8 protein-coding genes are annotated in these 18,019 nt (G+C 62.6%); 5 read left to right on the plus strand and 3 right to left on the minus strand.

Going from position 1 to position 18,019, the window contains the following annotated elements; translation table 11 throughout:
* The first annotated feature begins 61 nt into the window (after positions 1-61).
* A complete protein-coding gene (locus ACTJIL_RS05445) occupies positions 62-1,153 on the plus strand; it encodes a L,D-transpeptidase (protein ID WP_440754545.1) in 1,092 nt (363 codons plus the stop codon).
* 18 nt (positions 1,154-1,171) lie between these two features.
* Positions 1,172-1,873: a murein L,D-transpeptidase catalytic domain family protein gene (locus ACTJIL_RS05450; RefSeq protein WP_440754546.1), complete on the plus strand. Its 702-nt coding sequence runs from the start codon at positions 1,172-1,174 to the stop codon at positions 1,871-1,873.
* Positions 1,874-1,943: 70 nt separating this feature from the next.
* Here the strand turns inward: ACTJIL_RS05450 and ACTJIL_RS05455 are convergent, their stop codons facing one another.
* The 3 genes from ACTJIL_RS05455 to ACTJIL_RS05465 form a co-directional block, all read right to left on the minus strand.
* Entirely contained in the window at positions 1,944-2,606 is a 663-nt protein-coding gene (locus ACTJIL_RS05455) for a DUF2238 domain-containing protein (protein WP_440754547.1), read from the minus strand.
* A 256-nt stretch (positions 2,607-2,862) separates the two neighbouring features.
* Positions 2,863-9,222, minus strand: coding sequence for an NACHT domain-containing protein (locus ACTJIL_RS05460; protein ID WP_440754548.1), 6,360 nt, complete (start codon positions 9,220-9,222; stop codon positions 2,863-2,865).
* Between the two features lie 329 nt (positions 9,223-9,551).
* On the minus strand, positions 9,552-11,513 hold the full coding sequence (locus ACTJIL_RS05465; protein WP_440754549.1) for a tetratricopeptide repeat protein: 1,962 nt from the start codon (positions 11,511-11,513) through the stop codon (positions 9,552-9,554).
* Positions 11,514-12,414: 901 nt separating this feature from the next.
* Here ACTJIL_RS05465 and ACTJIL_RS05470 point away from each other — a divergent pair.
* Genes ACTJIL_RS05470 through ACTJIL_RS05480 form a run of 3 tightly spaced genes read left to right on the plus strand, consistent with a single transcriptional unit; the run spans position 12,415 to position 18,014 of the window.
* Positions 12,415-14,469: a TerB N-terminal domain-containing protein gene (locus ACTJIL_RS05470; protein ID WP_440755853.1), complete on the plus strand. Its 2,055-nt coding sequence runs from the start codon at positions 12,415-12,417 to the stop codon at positions 14,467-14,469.
* A complete protein-coding gene (locus ACTJIL_RS05475) occupies positions 14,466-15,764 on the plus strand; it encodes an ATP-binding protein (RefSeq protein WP_440754550.1) in 1,299 nt (432 codons plus the stop codon). Before ACTJIL_RS05470 ends, ACTJIL_RS05475 begins: the two co-directional genes overlap by 4 nt.
* A 6-nt stretch (positions 15,765-15,770) precedes the next feature.
* Positions 15,771-18,014, plus strand: coding sequence for a DEAD/DEAH box helicase (locus tag ACTJIL_RS05480; protein WP_440754551.1), 2,244 nt, complete (start codon positions 15,771-15,773; stop codon positions 18,012-18,014).
* Positions 18,015-18,019 lie beyond the last annotated feature (5 nt).

Here is an 18,019-nt window from a genome sequence, read left to right on the forward strand (position 1 = left end):
GCCAGCGGAAAGCCAGCTGCCGGCGGCGTCCTCATTTGGCTACTGCGGGCGACGGCGGCCATTGATCCAAATCAAGCCCCGGGCTTCTATTTCCCGACAGACTTTCCGACAAGACGTCGCGATCGCCACGAACAAGGACCACTTGACCTTGTCTTCGATTTTCCGCTACTGCCTGACACTGCTTTTCGCCATCGCTTCGGTGCCATCGCAGTCTCAAGAATCGCTGCAGCAGCTGCCGGACCAGGGCTATATCTGGACGCCGCAACTGTCGCCGCAGGGTCCCACGACGATCGTGGTCAGCCTGCAGGAACAACGCGCTTACGTGTACCGCAATGGTGTGCGTATCGGCATATCGAAGGTGAGCACTGGCAAGCCGGGCTACGAGACCCCGACTGGCGTATTTACCATCCTGGAGAAACACCGCGAGCACTACTCCAATCGTTACGACAACGCGCCCATGCCGTTCATGCAGCGGCTTACCTGGGATGGCGTGGCGTTGCACGCCGGCAACGTACCCGCGTATCCGGCTTCACACGGCTGCATCCGACTGCCTTACGCGTTCTCGGAAATTCTGTTCGGCATCACCGCCCGCGGCATGACGGTGGTCGTGAGCGACACGGCGGCCGCCCCGGCCGTGGTCTACCCGGAATTGTTCGCCGTGAGCGGCGCTATGCCGGCGGCGCCGATTGCTCCGATGCAAGCGTTCCTTTGGGTCCCGGATCGTTCTCCCGCCGGTCCGATGACAATCGTGCTCAGTACGCACGAGCGGGAAATCCTGGTAGTGCGCAATGCCGTCGAAATCGGCCGTGCACCCGTCGAGGTGGCCGATGGCGTATTGCAGGGCACCCGCGTCTACCTGCTGCTCCGGGGCGCCGGTCCGGAGGCCAGCAGCGTCGTTCCCGGGCGACCGGCGCTACGCTGGCTCGCGGTCTCCGACGGGATGCCCGAGGCGGCTCGGCCCGACCTGCGCCGGCTGGTGGCTGCAGGGCAGTTGCGTATCGATCCGGGCTTCGCCGCGCAGGTGTACGAGGCCTTGGTGCCCGGCACCACTCTGGTAGTGACCGACGAGCCGATCAGGCCGCCGGGGCCCGCCAATCTCACTATCCTGCAGGGCGCACAGGCCGCCGAAAAAGCATCGGCCCGTTCACCCTGAGCCGGCTATGCTGGCGGCATGCTTCGGATCGCCTGTCTTGTCCTGACCCTGCTGGCCGCCATGGCGGCCCACGCCGCGCCGCCGGCTGTTTCCCCGGCCTTGGCTTCGGGCGGGCTGCTGTCCCGGTTGCAGGCGGCAGCTCCGGGTATCGACCGCACGGCGCTTTCGTTGGCACTGGATGCGCGCGACTGCGCTATCCAGTCCGGCGCCGTGTCTGCTTCCCAGCGTCTGGCACTGATCGATTACTCGCGACCTTCGACCGAACGGCGTCTCTGGGTGTTCGATCTGATGCATGCGCGCCTGCTGTACACCGAGTTCGTGGCGCATGGCCGCGGTAGTGGCGAGAACTTCGCCACGGCTTTCTCCAATCGCGACGGCAGCCATCAGTCGAGTCTGGGCTTGTTCGTCACCGCCGACACCTACATCGGCGGCAATGGCTATTCGTTGCGCATGGATGGGCTGGAACCGGGCATCAACGACAAAGCGCGGGCACGGGCCATCGTCATGCACGGCGCACGTTACGTGGATCCAGGCTTGGCCTCGCAACAAGGTCGGCTGGGCCGCAGTTACGGTTGCCCGGCACTGCGTCCGGCCGTGGCGCGGGAGATGATCGATACGCTCAAGCAAGGGCAACTGCTGTTCGCGTATTACCCCGATCGCGACTGGCTGGCGCATTCGCGCTTTTTCCGATGCCCTGCTCAGGCGCTGGCCAGCCGCTGATATCGCTGCCATCGGCCGGGACTCCAGCCCGCGTACCCGCGGTGCCTGCGCCTGTTGCGCGGAAGTCTTGTCATTCCTTGCTCGCGTTCCTATCGGGTCGAATCCCGGGAAGCCGGCAGACAACGACGGCGATCAATGCCCCCAGCCCAGCCATGGCCGAATCCTTCTGGGCGTCCCACACGTCTCCCTGTGCGCCCAAGTAGGCCTGTCCCAGGTCGCCACCAAAGATTGCGGCCGCAGCCCACTCGATCATCTCGTAGATCGTCGAATGCGAGATCATGAATAACAATGGCACCAGCCAACGCCAAAAGCGTCGCTGCGGAGCACGGGCATCCAGCACCTCGATGGCGGCGGGCGTGACCAGCAGTCCATAGGCAAAATGCACAAGCCGGTCGTAATGGTTGCGGCCCAAACCAAGCGCGTCGCTGACGGTGTGGCCGGTGAGCATTTGCGCCCAGCGATCGTAGGGTACTTCGGCGTAAGTGTAATGCGCCCCGACCGCGTGCAATCCGAAGAATACGAACAACAACGTGTAGGCTGTGTTGGACAGCCGCAGCCGCGGATAGGACCACACAAGGAGCGGCACGGCGACGAAAACCAGCAAGTTCTCAAGCAGCCAGTCTTGCCGATAACTGGGCCGGACCGCCAGCAGGAACCACCACAGCAAGAAGGCTGCCAATAGCACGAGCGGATATCGCGCGGACGCTTTCGATCTCGGCTCGGAAAAGTCCATGCAGGCAGTATCGCGGCACCGGGAAGTCAACACCAGCCGGCGCTCCGCGAGCCGGAGACGTGAAGCAGGAAACCCTGCGGGTCTCTCAGAGGCAGGATATCTGCCAGACCGAGTTCCACCAGTTGCCTGTGCGCCACTGATGGCCTGAGTGTCGTCATGCCGCTTTCCTCAGAAGCGATCATCCGAGTCAACGTCTGCTTTCGGCCAGCAGCGGACATCCACGCCGTTACCGGCTCTTGTGACTGATTGGGGACCATCAAAACTTGCTCTCGTGCAGTTCGTTGGCCCGTCCAGGGTAGAGGTAAATCTCGAGCGAAGGTGTGATGCGCACAACCAAGGTTGTGTGCCAGTACCGGGACCTACGATCTCCGTGACCCGTATCTCTGCGTCGCAGACGAATCAGGCACAGCAGGTCGCAGTTCTGCGCGCCCAGGAAGCCCCGAATGAAGCTGGATCGGCAGCTTGCGCGATTCCCGGTGGAACGCTCACCTTCGTCACGTTCTGCGGATTGACACCACGCCTCCGCGTGCAAGACGGTGGCGCCCAAAGCATCGATCCACTCGCGCCCGAAGGGGTCCTTCATCGTCAGGCCACCAAAGCGAATCGCTTCAGCAGTCAACCGCGGCCGCTCAGCCGCGCCAATGACGCCGAAGACGTCGGTCCGGTCGAGGCCGGCCCGGGCATTGGTGTTGACCAACCAAGGACGAAACGGCGCCTTGAACTTCAGCCAGCGCGGATCGCTCTCCTCGTAGTCCTCGATCTTCGGGGCATCGGCTTGAAACGGATCTTCAGCAGCCAGTTCCTTGGCGACGTTGCCGCTCTGCGCGAAGGGCACCATCGACGACCGCACGTGGACGCCGATGCCATCCATTGAGGTCCAGTCCCCATCAACCACCAACCAATCTCCCACCCCTGCTCCGATGCCCAGAAGCGCGCAAAGCCTGGTTGGGTCGGCAGTCAGTGCCACGCCGTCCTCGGTCACTTCGCGCAAGTTGACGCGGGTGGTGGCCTGGCGCCAATCGGTACCATCGGCCAGCCACTGTCCATCGTCGCGCGCCAGTACCTGCTCGCGCAGCCATGCCTGCCACGGGTGAGCCTGTCCGTACGGCGACATGGCCACCGGATGGTCCCGCAGGAACTGCCCGGCCACGCCGTACAGGGCATGCCAGACCAGCTGTTCCCCATAGTGATGCTGCGCTTCCGACATTTCGCCGTGGCTACTCCGACGCGAGTCCGAGCGACCACCGAGATCGTACATACTGGTGACGGCAGGGTCGTGCTTGTGGACCCACGCGCTAAGCGCGTCCCGCGTCACCCAGCGGTTACGGTCGAACAGGGTGGCCAATTCCGACACTTCGGTCTTATCGAAGTCGTATTCCAGGCTGACTTCCGAGACGGGCGCAGGAATATGGTCGGGTCGGGATTCGTAGAACGATGATCCCCCACCTTTGCCTTTGACGAGCGGATACCCAGACTGATTCACGCGACGCAGTAGCGCCTGTGTTGCTTTGGACAGCTTCAGCGCGCCGCCGCGGTGGCATGCCAGCAAAGCCTCCTTCGCAAAGTGCTGTCGCAGTACATGAGGATCGGCCTGGTTGAGCGCGATGTCCTCAAGGAATTGGCGGTGGGGAGCAATGGCAGATGGAACCTCCATCGCCACACGAGCCATGGCGATCAGCAGCCACAGTTGGGCATGGAGGTAAAAGAACGGCAGTTCCGGGGCGCCAAATGCCCCGGCGGTTTTGTCGCCGAAGCGTGCCACCACGCGGTCCAGAACGTCGCTTCGTCCCAAACGCACGGCCGATCGCAACGCGTGGGCGGACATCCAGCGTCGCTCGGCGCGTGGCGAGCCGAGCCCAAACCACACGAGTCCAGCCGTGACCTCGATGGCGTCGTCCTCGGGATAAAGACTGGGATTCCATTCGCCGTCGACCACGAGCGGGGCCAGCTTGGCCGCTCCGCCCCGCAACAACCGAGCCAGGGCGGCTTGACCCGCGCCGGGTTCGGCCTTTTTGTTGAAACTCGCCGCCACGCTTAGCCAAACAGCGGCCGGCACCTCAACCTCGGGTCGCGAATACTCCTTGAGCAGCCCCGCGACCAGAGCATGACCATCGACGCCCGTCAGTTCTGATAGCCGATTGAGCTGGAAACTGGACAACTGCCCGAAGGACACAAACTCCGCCGGATTGGCGTGAATGATCCACTCAGCGCACTGCGACCAGATGCGACCAACGGCATCCGAAGACCCCGACCACGCGGTCTTGCACTCCTCCAACTCGTGGAACTTGTCGTACAGATCGAGCTGCTCTTGCCGGGCAATCAACTCGATGTATTGGGTCATGCCCGACAGCGGGACCTTGGCGCGCAGGACCTCAAGAAAGTCCCGTTCCAAGCGTCGGCCTTGGAGCACGCCATCGAGCGCCACGAGCGATTCACCGATGCCGGCATCGTCGAGAGGATTGAGCGATGCCGCGCGCGATCGGGCCGCGGCAATCTGTTTGGCTTGCTCCGCCTCCCACTCGGTACGATCAGGCACGGGCGTGGGAGATCGCCAGTTGTTGAGCGAGTTGAACTCCTTCGTCGCCTCGGCGATCGCCTCTCCCGCAACCAGCAGCTGCGATTGCTCGGCGGAGGATTCGCCAAAGACCCGCGCGGCGAGGTGCGAGAGTGCCAAGACATCGTCCGACCCGTATCCGCCGGGATTGTTTTGCTGATAGTGATGAATCAGCTCCGTGGCCAGCGTCGCAGTGACCGCCGTTAGGTGTTGCATTAACGCCTCGACAAACTGCGCGGTTCCACAGACACGCAATTCCGCAGGCGAGCTCACCCGCAGCATCGTGAGGGCCAACGCCGGCTCAAGGTCGCCGTTATCGACCAGCGCCTTGAGGTACGGGAGCAAGGTGTAATCGAGGGAGATTCGTTCGCGGTCCTCCCACCGCGCTAGCCGCGCCAAACCCTTGGGTCCGGCGGCCTGCGCCAACGCATGGCCATAGCCGGCCCAGTCAAACTTGTATTCTTCACCCAAGTTCAGATCGCAGATGTTCGACAGGGTGTGGCTGTCGGAATCTGCCAAGCGGCCGCCGTGCAAGGTCGCTGCGATGTGCATCAATTCGCTGACGAATTCCCAGTCACCCGATCCAACGGCGTCGACCTGTTCCAGGCCGCGGTGAAAGTACTCGGCGGCATCAGCCGGACTGGCCGGAACGATCGCCCGTGCGAGCTGTGCAAAGGAAGCGGCGCGCTCGTTGACGTCGTCCAGGCGCTCAATCGCTTCCCGGGCTCGGACCGCACTCTTTCCCGCAACCATCTGAAAAGGCGCTCGTCGGGCCAAGATGCCGACCAGTTCGATGACATGGGACACCGGCGCCACGCCCGTCGCACTGACCGCATCAACGTAGTCACGAACCTCTTGCGCATCGTGGCCAGCGTCCACGGACACAGCCAGCGTGAGGAGTCGTTCGCCCACCGCGTTGAGCTGCCGCTGAGCAGACAAACCGCCTAGGTAATAGTCGTTGCTGGTGCGCAGGCGATTCCATTCGGCCAGCAACGGGCGCAATCGCCCCTTGGCTCCGCTGGGCGACCGGCTAATCGCCAACGAGAACGCCTGCGCCACCGATACCCAAGTGCTCAACCGCGAGTCGAGAAACCGCTCGGCGCGCTGCAGATTGTCGTGACGCATCCGGTGGGCGGGGTCCTCCGTCGGCGCTTGCGCTTTGGCAGCCTCGCGCATCACGTCCTTCATGGCGGATCGGAAATCCTTGCCCTGAAGCGCCGGCGACACGCCTGCGGCCGCCGCGGATAGCTCCTTCGGCAGCAGCATTCGTTCCTCGACCGGCGTTCCTTTGGCGAGGGCGCGGAGCACTCCTGCAGCAACGAACGGATATGTATCTCGCGTCCAGTACTCGTCCAGAAAGACATGCAAGCTGGGAGTCGGAACAGCGGCCGCATCGAGGATCGCGATCGCCTCGGTCGACATGCCCAAGACCACGGCCACAGCAGCTGCCCGCAGCATGCCGCGCAAGATGGGAGGCTCCTTGGACTGGTAGTCGGCTTCGCCCAAGTCGGCTTTGGCGCAAACCGCGGCCAGCCGGCTGACCAGTTCCCGCTGCAATAGTTCGTCGCCATCCGCGTGTGCGATTGCTGCAGCCAAGACACCGGCCCCCGTGGCGTCCGATGCAAGCATCTCCCTGAGCGCCGTATCGGGCACGCGGCCCGCGGAGGCACCGGCTTGGACGAGCGAGAACAGCTGCTCCGCCACTTGGAAGCCGTACCAGTCCCGCCATCCCGCCAGATCTCGCGCGGCTGCCTCTCCCCCGCCTCGAGCCAGCCAAGACAGCGGGATCGACGCCATATCGAGTGCGGTGGGGCCTTCGTCACGACGGCGTTCCTCCCGCTCCTGGTCGTAATAGTGACGACGCCACTCCGAAACCCGATGGGCGTGGCGGGTGGCATCGGGCACCTCGCCAGCCAAGACGTGCGCGATGGTCAGCCGCGCATGTCTGGCGCCAGGCCAATCCGTACGCGCTTCGAAGAGGCGACGCAGCGAGTCGGCATCCGCGATCGCCACGGTCAAGTCGGGATGATCGAGCAGGTACTGGGTGCCGCGCTGATTCATAGCGGCCAACGTCGACAGTTCGACCAGCAGCTGCACGAGCCGGCCGTTGTCTTCGTGGTTCGCGGCGAAGGCCACGGAGGCGCGGATTCGCGCCTGCCGAATGGCCTGCTTGCCGGCCGCACTGGTGATGGCAGCCGGAAGGCGCTCGTCAAAGGCGAGCTCGAACAATTGATCCCCGTCGCCCAGTTGCTGGAGCAGGTCCGGCAAGGTCGTTGCGGCGTAAACGGAGCGATCCTGCATCGCCAGCAGATTCTTGGCCAAGCGTCGCTGCGTCACTTCATTCGCGGCGTAGGTTTCACGAATCAGTCGCTCGGTCGGCTCGTCGCGAATCATCAAGCCGTACTTGGTCTGATCTAGTAAGGGCGACAGATCGGCGGCGAAGCTGTTGACCGCCCCTTCCGCCAAGCCATTGGCCTCGGCGAATTCGCGCACGGGAACTGGTGGCGGCAGCGTCGCAAGTCCGGCAAGGAAAGACGAGATCTCGTCCTCTTGATAGCCCTGCCGTCGAGCTTCCGCTAGCGCCTTGGAAATCTTCGACCAAAGCAGGTCGTCCAATTGGATGACCTTGTTGATTTCCGATGGTGCCAGGAGTTCTGGACCCTCGTCGACCAGATGCTCGAGAATGCGCGCGTTTCCGCGCGAGCGGGATTGGGCGACCTGCAGCATCCCGTCTGTGAGCCCGTCGATACGACCTTGTAGGTATGCGCGGGTTTCGCCCGGTGTGAACGGCTGGAGCTGGAGGCGTTCGCAGGACGCCCCACCGATGGCGTTCGTCAAACGATAGCCGCGTGCGCTGACCACGACCTGCACGCCGGGGATTGGTCCGGCGAGAGTAAGGTCTTCCAACAGCAAGCGAGGAAACGCCGTTTCGCCGCGCAAGGTGGCGTGCTCACCGGCGTTGTCGATCGCGTCAAGCAGCAGGACGAGCTGTCGATCCGGCGTTGCCTCCCGGAGCGTCTCGGTCGCTTGTGCGAGCCGCGATCGAAAGGTCCGGATCAGGTCGCCGTCGCTGGCGTTGCCGGGAAGTATGGGATCGCACAAACCACGGCAAGCAAGCAGGTTGGCGATGTGGACCAATCCACGCTGCGGCAGGTGTCTGGAGTCCGACGTGGCGCGGTACTGGCCCATGCCAAAACAGTCAAAGAGCACGACGTCATGGTCCTGGCCAAGCTTGGCCGCCAGCGACTGCATGAATACGGTCTTGCCGACGCCGCCGTCCGCGTGGATCAACAGTGGCCGCGTAAGGGCCGGCACCTGATCGGCAACCGACGCCAGTTGCTCGCGCTCCACTACCGGACCGACGTCCGGGAAGCTCTCTCGAACCGGCAGTAGGTCATCTTCGTGCTGCAGGTCCAATGCGGTCAGGACATCGGCGCGCAGAATGACGTTTCGATGCTGGGCCAAGAGCCCGGCCTTGGCGCGCGCCAACTCTCGCAGGTTGCTGAGCCTGATCCGGGAGTTGGGATCACGCGCCACCGACCAATCCGCCAAAGCGATGGCCAGCTCATGCTTGCTCTGGCGCAAGTCGCCGGAAATTCCCGTCAGGCGAAGGCGCGCGGCGAACTCTGAAAGATCCTTGCCCTGCAGATTGATAGCCTGAGCCAGTTGTTTTGCTTGTGCCTTGGCGACGCCCTTCAGAGTGACTCCGTCTCGGAGGGCGACGACGGCCTGTTCGAGCTCAGGAAGGATCGGGCGGTTGGTGATGAGCTCGAAGCGAAGGCGGTTGCGGGTCGGGCCGACACCGTGCTGGCGCTTGTGCGCGCGGTATGTGTGGGCGAATTTTTCGATCGTGTGCTTGGCGTCGGCCGCGCGAAAGGGCTTGAGCTCAGAAGCCTTGGAATACTTGACTTGGACCACCACGACGCGGTCCGCGCCCCGAAATGTCGCCGTGTTCCCGTAATAAAGCACCGCATCGGCGATTTCGGTCGCCTCTTGGGATGCCTGGTCGCTGGGAGAAAATCCTTCGATCGCGATCCCGACGAATCCATCTTGGGCAAGCAACAGCCCCAAGCTTTTACGAGCAACCCAAGCCTCGTGGAACTCATGACCGTCCCTCGAAGCGCGAACGCTGTCAACGCGAATGCGAGATTTTGCCACTGCGTTCCTTTTTTGAAGTTTCCAGCACGTAAGGCGTGGTGAGCGCATCGAGCTCCACATCAAACGTTCAAGCGCCCAAATGCTTCGACTATAGCCACTCTAATGCGACGCATGGATGGATTCGCTGCGCTCACCACCTCTACACAATGTCCGCTTTGGTTCGAAAGCGGGCCCCCTGTCAACGTAGCGACCCATGGTCCACGCGCGCCGCTCGCCTTTGCACTAATCGACGTCTAGGCGACGGTCACACGCTCAATCCAGGCGAGGCGCCGTGCGTCCCCAGTCTCTTGTAGCACCGCCTTGAGCCCATCCTGCCGGTCAAATGCATGGAGCAACAAGGGGCCGAGGGCGGCCATGGGCGACTTCGTCGCGTGCATGTCGCGTAACAGGGCAAACGATCGCTCGTCGAACTCAGCGAGCACGTCGGAACAGTAACGCGCCGCATGGCTGATGCCTGACAGGTACATGGCCTTGGGCACCTCGTAGGCCGGCCAGTGCAGCGCCATTCGAAGCGGCCAATCGAGCATGTTGCGTTCGCCCCACATGGCGTCCTTCGGCATCATCTCGTTGGCGACTAGGCCCAGCGTCAGCGATTGCGCCAGCGCATTGAGATACGGCTGCATCTGCTCGAGCGTCGGGCGCGTGTAGATCGCATCATGCGGTTTCGCCTGAGCACTGCCGAGGCGTGCAAGCACCTTGTCTTCCAGCTCGAGCACAGCTGCCTCTAGTTCGCCATGCTCGGCTGAAAACGACTCGCGCCCGATCAGCTCTACATGGGCGGTATCCCAGATGCCCAGGTCGACCGTCCACACATCACCCCTCCTATCGATAGAGCCCACCACAAGCACATCGGCGTGGGCTGCCATCTGCGTGGCGGTTTCTCGCTCACCCGCCTCGTCTTGCGCACTGAACACAACCGGTCCACCGCCCATGACGACAGCGACCAGCGATTGAGCGTGTACAGGCGTCCATTCGTAGGCGCTTTCGGCCAGATACAGCGGGATCGCACGACTCAAACGTCCGACGTCGTCTTCCCGCTGCTCCTCGGCCTGCTCAGCACCGCTCATGACCTTGCCGAGCATCAGGAACATCACCCTGCGTGCATTGATGGCCTTCGGCGAAAACAGCCACTGCGGGTCGCGCAAGCCGTACATCCAGATGGGCAACTCGAAGGGCATCTGTACAATCTTAAGTCCTGATTCCTCCACCGGGCGCGCAGACGTCATCTCGCGACGGCGTTCCTGATATTGGCTAGCCATCGCATCCAAATGCTGTTTGAACGGTGGCATGTTGAGCGCGTACAGGCGTTCGAGCAGCGCCTCGCCTTCGTCGAATCTGCCCAAGTGCAGGTACGCCTGAAGCAGGTTCAATCCGACTTGTGGACCGTGTACGGCGGGGTCGTAGTACGGCCCAGTAAGGTCGGCGAGCTCTGCGAGCTTACCGGCATTGCCGAGATCGCCCGAGATTGTCAGCAGTGCGTCCCGGTTCTGTGCTGCATGTGCGAGAACAGTGCGGAACAGATCGAGCGCAGCCGACACGGCGCCTGCAGCGAGCCGGTGCCGTCCTAGGTAGAGGGTGGCCCGCCAGCTTCCCGGGAGCGCCGCCACCTTTTCGAGCGCCGCCACATAGCCGGTGTCTCCTCCCCGCTCGCGCTCGCGAGCAAGCCACCATCCCAGGCCGTTGTCTTGGTTGGGGTCAAGAGCGATGGCCTTCCACAGCATGGCGTTGGCCTGCTGCTCGTCTACGCGCGACTCCAGAACCTTAGCGAGATTGGTAAGGATTGTTCCGGTCTCACCGACCTTGGCGACCGCGTCGCGCAGGACCCGCTCGGCCTCGTCAAGTGGGCCGTGCTTCATCAGCACAATTGCGCGGATCACATGGCTGCGCTCGACGATAGGGTCGATTTCTAGCAGACGCCTGGACGCCGGCTCGACTTCGGCGATGAACTCATCATTCAGCGCGTTGACGATTAGCTGGTAGAGCTCGTCGGGATTGTTCCACCTCGTCGCAAGCTGGGGCAGCAACATCCTGTCGCGCCAGTCCGTGCGAGTGACCTGCAGTTCTCGGCCGTGCACGTCATATACGGTGATGAGCTGGGGCTGCGCATCTTCTGACGGCGCGTCCCGCCGGGCAGTGACATGCGGCTCGGAATCGACAGGCTTACCGGTCAGGCTCTGAATCAGGCGCTTGAACATCGCTTCTCCGTGGGCTGGCCCAGAATCGGGGCACCGGCGCCAAAGCGATCGACCGTCTCCCCGAAGCCGGAAGGCACATTCTGCACGCTACATCCACTCTTCGCCGCACCCGCACACGTTGGCCGCTTGATCCAGCACGACGACATGGCTCCGATTGCTACAAAGTCCGCTATCGAGCTGCCCACCGCAGAGCAAGTCCTGCCAAGGCATCTCAAAGCGATCCGGCGAAATCGCGATTCCTAGGCACCGTAGTGGCGAACAAGGGTCCCCAAGCATACGTTCGCATGCAGCGTTCGCCCGTCATTGCCATTTAAATATCTGCGCTGCCTCGGAAGATGCCTAGCCATAACACCGCACCTAAGAATTATTCCTAGTTGATTCTCCATGTGGGGCCTAGTGCGCCGGACACCACTTAATCTGCCCCGCGATTCTGAGGGCGTATGCTTACAAACTGGAAATAGGGGCCGACGCCGGCGTGGGGCGGCGGGGAATTGGGGGAGCAGCAGTGGTGGCAAAACGATCGTTGGGAGGCGGTGTGTGGCTGTTTCTTGGGGCTCTTGTCCTGATTGCCGCGGTGCCCAGAGAAATCTTGATTGGCCTAGCAGTGGTGGCTGGCGCCGGATTTGTGTCCTACCTCGCCAACAAGCACCTAACTAGTAAGGCCAGCGCAAGAGCCTCCAACATGAAGCCGCCGCCTCGTGAACCGACACTTGCAGAGCTAACTGGCAGGATCGATCGGGTTCCGATGTATCGAACGCAGAGCCAGCCAAGCTCTGGCCAGACCTCCGGCACGGCAACGCCCAGCGCACCAAGGTACAGCCGCTCTATCGCGGCACCGGCGCAAGCCGAAGAGTTCTACTCCGCTCCAGCCGCGGCGTACAAGCCAACTCCCTCCTACGCCATCCCCAAAGTACCTTCGGGCTTTGGAGACGGGCGCTGGGTGCCGCCTGGGGAAAGCATCCAGGTGGCCGGCGTGACCTTGCCTGGCGGGATGATTTATGTGGGTGGACGACTGCGAGCGCCCAGCGGCATTACCGACCCATGCCTGATCAGTGGTCAGTTGAACGTGGCGAGCGTGGGCAACTACCGCTCACGCCAAATGGGCTATTGGCCCAACTATGCCGACGCCTCAACGAACGAGCGGCGCGCTTACCTCAACTGGCTATCGGAGGGTCGATCCCATCCCGACTGCGACATCGGCTATGTCTTCCTGTTCTTCTATGGCCTCGAACGCCGGGTCATCGTGGACTCGCGCGACGACCCCGCAGCTAAGAATGACTGGCCGGCCATCATTGCCGAGCTGCGGCGACTCCTTTCGATCTACGGAGAGAAGTCGGGGTCGTTCAAACGATATGCCGGTGAGCTCCTGAGTTGGATCGAGCTCGACGGCGCGTCGAGCCAGCTTTACAAGAAGCCGGTTCCAGAGTTCCCCAAGACCTACGAGCTGCCCCCATACCTCCGCCTAGCACTCGGGCAGGCCGCGATCGATCGTGCCCCCCTCCCCGCCCACTTGGCGTTTGCCTGGGTGCGATTGAATCCAGAGACCTATCTACGCACCGCCGCCACCCGGTGCCCCGACGAGTTCGAGCGCCTGTTCATTCTGCGCTATCACGAAGTTCTTGGGCCGGGTCTCGTGCTGCCGAAAAACCGGACCAAGTTGAAGTTCGTCTACCAGGCCGCCTCGGCCGGGCTTCATGGCGCCAATATCACTCTGGCATTTGGTAACGTCCCTGACGTCACCGCTCTTACCGCGCCTATCAAGAAGCTGGTGGAGGTCGCAAACCAGTGCACGGACGAGCTCGGGTCCTACAGTCGGCTGGTGGGTAAGGACCCTTCGGCCGCCGGCGGTCTGGAAGGACTACTCTTGCTGCCCGCGACGCTGTGGCCGCCAGCCACCCAAACCAAGCTACAGACCCTGACCGCTCGCATGCGCGAAGGCCGCCTGTCGCTGCCGCTGCAAGAGTTGCTGGAGACTTTGGGCGGGGCGAAGCAGTCGGTTAACCGGGATCGTGTGCGCGGGCTTGCCCGGGCCCTAGAGGGCGCCGAGATCGGCTTCGAACCGCATGTGCTCGCCGGTGCCCGGGCGCCGGGGGAGCGGGACACGGTGGTGCTGTTCGCCCAGCCCCTGATGGATGCAGCCGTAGGCTCGGGTGCCGAGTATCAGACAGCAGCTCTGACCCTGCAGCTGGCCGCTGCCATGGCCCAAGCCGACGACGACTTCAACGAGCACGAGATTGTGCATCTGCGTGCCGAGATCGAGGGGTGGGCACACCTCACACCCGCCGAGCGACGCCGGCTCCACGCGCACCTGCAATGGCTGACCGCGTCGCCCCCGACCTTGGCTGGCCTGAAGAAGAAGCTCGAACCGCTGCCTATCTCAGCGAGGGAGATGCTTGCAGCTTTCATGGCCACACTGGCCCAGTCCGATGGCTTCGTGTCGCCGGATGAAGTCAAGTTCCTGGAGAAGGTCTACAGGGCGCTCGGCGTCGAACCTAAGCGCGTGTTTAGTGACATCCACGCCGTCGGCGCCGGTGGCGCGCCGGTGTCGACCACGCACGCCGAAAAGCAAGGTTTTCGTCTGGATGCCGATCGCATCGCGGTTTTGCAAGAAGACACCGCGCGGGTCTCGGCGTTGCTGTCGAAGATCTTCGCCGACGAGGCAGCGGGCGCGCCGGCACCGCCGCCTGCAGCTGCGCCGGAGCCCGAGCGCGAAGACGAGGCGAGCTCGCCGCTCGGTTTGGATGAGGTCCACTCTGCCCTGTTGCGCCTGATGCTGTCTCGACCGAAGTGGACGCGATCGGAGCTGGAGGATGCGGCCGCCGATCTGGACCTTATGCTCGATGGCGCCTTGGAGCAGATCAACGAAGCGGTCTTCGATGTCTTCGATGAGCCGCTATGCGAAGGCGACGACCCTGTGGCTGTGAACATCAAACTACTTGAGAAGATCGAAACATGAACGCGCCTATCCGCCCCAAGGATCGCGACGCCGTCATCCAGTCCTTGCGCGCAGGCGTCGTCCCGCGCGCAGGCCAGCATCTGATCCAGGTCGCCCGCGGTCGGGAGATCGAAGCGCTGGTGTCGGATATCGACCGCGTGGCGGACGGCGGCTCTTCGTTCCGCTTCGTCATCGGCGAATACGGCGCAGGCAAGACTTTCTTTCTGAACCTCATTCGTGCGATCGCCATGGAGCGAAAGCTCGTAGTGGCGAACGTTGATCTCAATCCCGATCGGCGATTGCATGCCTCCGGTGGGCAGGCCCGCTCGCTCTATGCAGAGCTCATGCGCAACCTGTCTACACGCACCAAACCCGAGGGGGGCGCCCTTGCCGGCGTAGTCGAGAAGTTCATTGCCACGGCCAAGTCCGAAGCCAAGGCGCAGGGCATCGCGACCGAGCAAGTTATCCGCTCAAAACTGGAGCAGCTGACCGAGCTCGTCAACGGCTATGACTTCGCCGATGTCATCGCAGCCTACTGCCGTGGTGCGGAGGAAGGTAACGATCAGCTGAAATCCGATTCCATACGCTGGCTTCGTGGCGAGTTCGCGACCCGGACCGATGCCCGAGCTGCCTTGGGTGTGAGGACCATTGTCGATGACGCCTCGGTCTACGACCAGCTCAAACTCGTGGCCCGCTTCGTGCGCCTGGCTGGTTACGCGGGGCTGTTTGTGTGCCTGGACGAGCTGGTCAATCTCTACAAGCTGGCCAACTCGCAGGCACGCAATTCCAACTACGAGCAGATCCTGCGAATGCTCAACGACTCACTGCAGGGCACTGCCGTGGGCTTGGGCTTTGTCCTCGGCGGCACGCCAGAGTTCCTCATGGATCCGCGACGCGGCGTCTATAGCTACTCGGCGCTCCAGAGCCGTCTGGCCCAGAACGCCTTCGCTACGGGCAACTTGGTCGATTACACGGGCCCTGTCCTTCGCCTTTCCAGTCTAACCCTGGAAGACTTTTACCTGCTGCTGGGCAAGATCCGCCATGTGTATGCAGGGGGCAAGGCGGAGCATTACCTGCTGCCGGACCCGGCCATCGCGGGCTTCATGGAGCACTGTGCCAACCGCATCGGGGACAGCTTCTTCCGCACCCCGCGCACAACGATCACTTCCTTCATTAACCTGCTGGCCATCCTGGAGCAAAATCCAGGCACGGATTGGAAGAGCCTGATCGGCGAGGTGCCGGTCGAAGCCGATCAAGGGGGCAAGAACGACCTGGCGGTCGATCCGGACGACGAGTTGGCCTCCTTCAAACTCTGATCCGCGATGTCGGCCTCCCAAGCATTTCTGCAGTTGGACCCTCGTATCCAGCACTACCTGTGGGCCGAGGGCTGGGGCGCACTGCGCGAAGTCCAAGAACGGGCTATCCCGCTGATCCTGCCGGGCGACCGGGACGTCATCGTGGCAGCGAGCACCGCCTCGGGGAAGACAGAGGCTGCCTTCCTCCCTGCGCTGACCCATTTGCTCCAGCAGCCCGATGATGGCCTGATCATCTACATCAGCCCGCTCAAGGCCCTGATCAACGATCAGTTCGGACGCCTGGATCGCCTATGCGAGAACTTGGAAGTTCTAGTCTGGCCGTGGCATGGGGATATCACTGCTACCAGCAAGCGGAAGTTCGTGCAGAAGCCCCGCGGCGTGCTCCTGATCACCCCAGAGTCCTTGGAAGCCACACTGTGCAACCGCGGCACTAGTATTGCTGGCTTGTTCAAGAATACGACCTTCTTTGTCATCGATGAACTACACGCCTTCATCGGCACGGAGCGCGGCAAGCAGCTGCAGTCGCTTTTGCATCGCATCGAAACCGCGCTCGGGCGCAATGTGCCCCGGATAGGACTGTCGGCCACGCTGGGCGATATGAGCTTGGCGGCCCACTTTCTTCGGCCCGATCTTCCGGTCGCCATGGTCGATGTTCCATCGACCGGCGGACAGCTGCTGATTTTGGTCAAAGGGTTTGAGGAGCCGCCGGCTGAGGGTGGGAAACGACGCAAGAATGACCCGGAGACCGAGCGGGCGCCCCCGGCCATCGCCGAACATATGTTCAAAGTGCTGCGCGGTTCCAACAATCTGATCTTTCCGAACAGCCGCCGGGAAGTCGAACGCTACACGCATCTGCTCAACACGCTGTGTGAGCAAACCCAGGCGCCCAAGGAGTTCTGGCCACATCATGGCAGCCTGTCGAAAGAAATCCGCTATGAAACCGAGGCCGCCCTGAAACAACGTGAGCGCCCCGCCACGGCGGTATGCACGAGCACGCTGGAGCTTGGCATTGATATCGGAGCGGTTAAGAGCGTGGCCCAGATCGGCACCCCGCCGTCCGTTGCGAGCTTGCGGCAGCGCCTGGGTCGTTCCGGCCGGCGTGAAGGTGAGCCCGCGATCCTACGCGGCTATGTAATCGAGGACGCCTTGGACGAGAAGGCCGATCTGGCAACCCGACTTCGGCTGGACACGGTGCAGACAGCGGCCGCCATCTCTCTTCTGCTGGAGCATTGGTTCGAGCCGCCGGCCGTGCACGGCGCGCACTACTCCACGCTCGTCCAGCAACTCCTCTCGGCCATCGCACAATACGGCGGACTCCAAGCTGGCCAAGCTTTCCTATTGCTTTGCGCCCAGTCCGCGCCCTTCGAAGGGGTATCCAAGGACAGCTTCGCCGAACTGCTGCGAACTTTGGGTCAAGATGAAATCCTGACCCAAGATCATTCAGGCTTGCTACTGCACGGGCGCATCGGCGACAAGATCGTTAATCACTATTCGTTCTACGCAGCCTTCGCCAGTGACGAGGAGTTCCGCATCGTTTCAAGCGGCAAGGCACTGGGAACGCTACCCGTGTCGCAGATGGTGAGCCCAGGCCAACGCATCCTATTTGGAGGACGCACTTGGCTCATTGAAGAGATCGACGAGCCACACAAGACTATCCATGTGGCACCAGCTAAAGGCGGGGCGCCGCCATTGTTTGATGGTGGCGGCGGCCGTGTTCACACCCGGGTGCGGCAGCGCATGCGGGAAATCTACCTTCAGACAGGTGCCTTGGGCTACTTGGATTCAGAGGCGCAGCGCTTTCTGGACGAAGGTCGCACGGCCTTTCAGGATCTAGACCTCCAGCATCGGACTCTTCTCGACCAGGGCAGCCAAGCGATCTTGCTCACATGGCTGGGCGACTCTGCCAACGAGGCCATCGCTTGCCTTTTGATGTCCCGAGGCGTTGGCGCATCAGCAGGTCGTCTAGGGGTCGAGATCCAACGCACCGGCCGTGGCTTGCACGAGATCGAGGATCTGCTGACAGATGTCGGCTCTGAAGCTGCTCCGTCTGTCGACGAGCTGCTCGCAAAGGCCAACAATCTCGCACGCCAGAAGTGGGACGGGTTGCTGTCGCCAAAGCTGCTTCGGGAAACTTACGCTAGTTCCAACATTGACCTAAACGAAGCCATGACCTGGCTTCGAACCACGCTCGAATACACCACTACCCAACAACGGCCCCCAAGCTCGGGCCTAACAGATCAACCTCTATGAGCCAG

The sequence above is a fragment of the Luteimonas sp. 22616 genome, from assembly GCF_052044325.1.
GTDB lineage: Bacteria > Pseudomonadota > Gammaproteobacteria > Xanthomonadales > Xanthomonadaceae > Luteimonas.

Excerpts from the sequence above, each read along its gene's own strand:
- ACTJIL_RS05455 (WP_440754547.1), bottom strand. The coding sequence starts at position 2,606 with ATGGACTTTTCCGAGCCGAGATCGAAAGCGTCCGCGCGATATCCGCTC.
- ACTJIL_RS05450 (WP_440754546.1), top strand. The coding sequence starts at position 1,172 with ATGCTTCGGATCGCCTGTCTTGTCCTGACCCTGCTGGCCGCCATGGCG.
- ACTJIL_RS05480 (WP_440754551.1), top strand. The coding sequence starts at position 15,771 with ATGTCGGCCTCCCAAGCATTTCTGCAGTTGGACCCTCGTATCCAGCAC.
- ACTJIL_RS05465 (WP_440754549.1), bottom strand. The coding sequence starts at position 11,513 with ATGTTCAAGCGCCTGATTCAGAGCCTGACCGGTAAGCCTGTCGATTCC.
- ACTJIL_RS05475 (WP_440754550.1), top strand. The coding sequence starts at position 14,466 with ATGAACGCGCCTATCCGCCCCAAGGATCGCGACGCCGTCATCCAGTCC.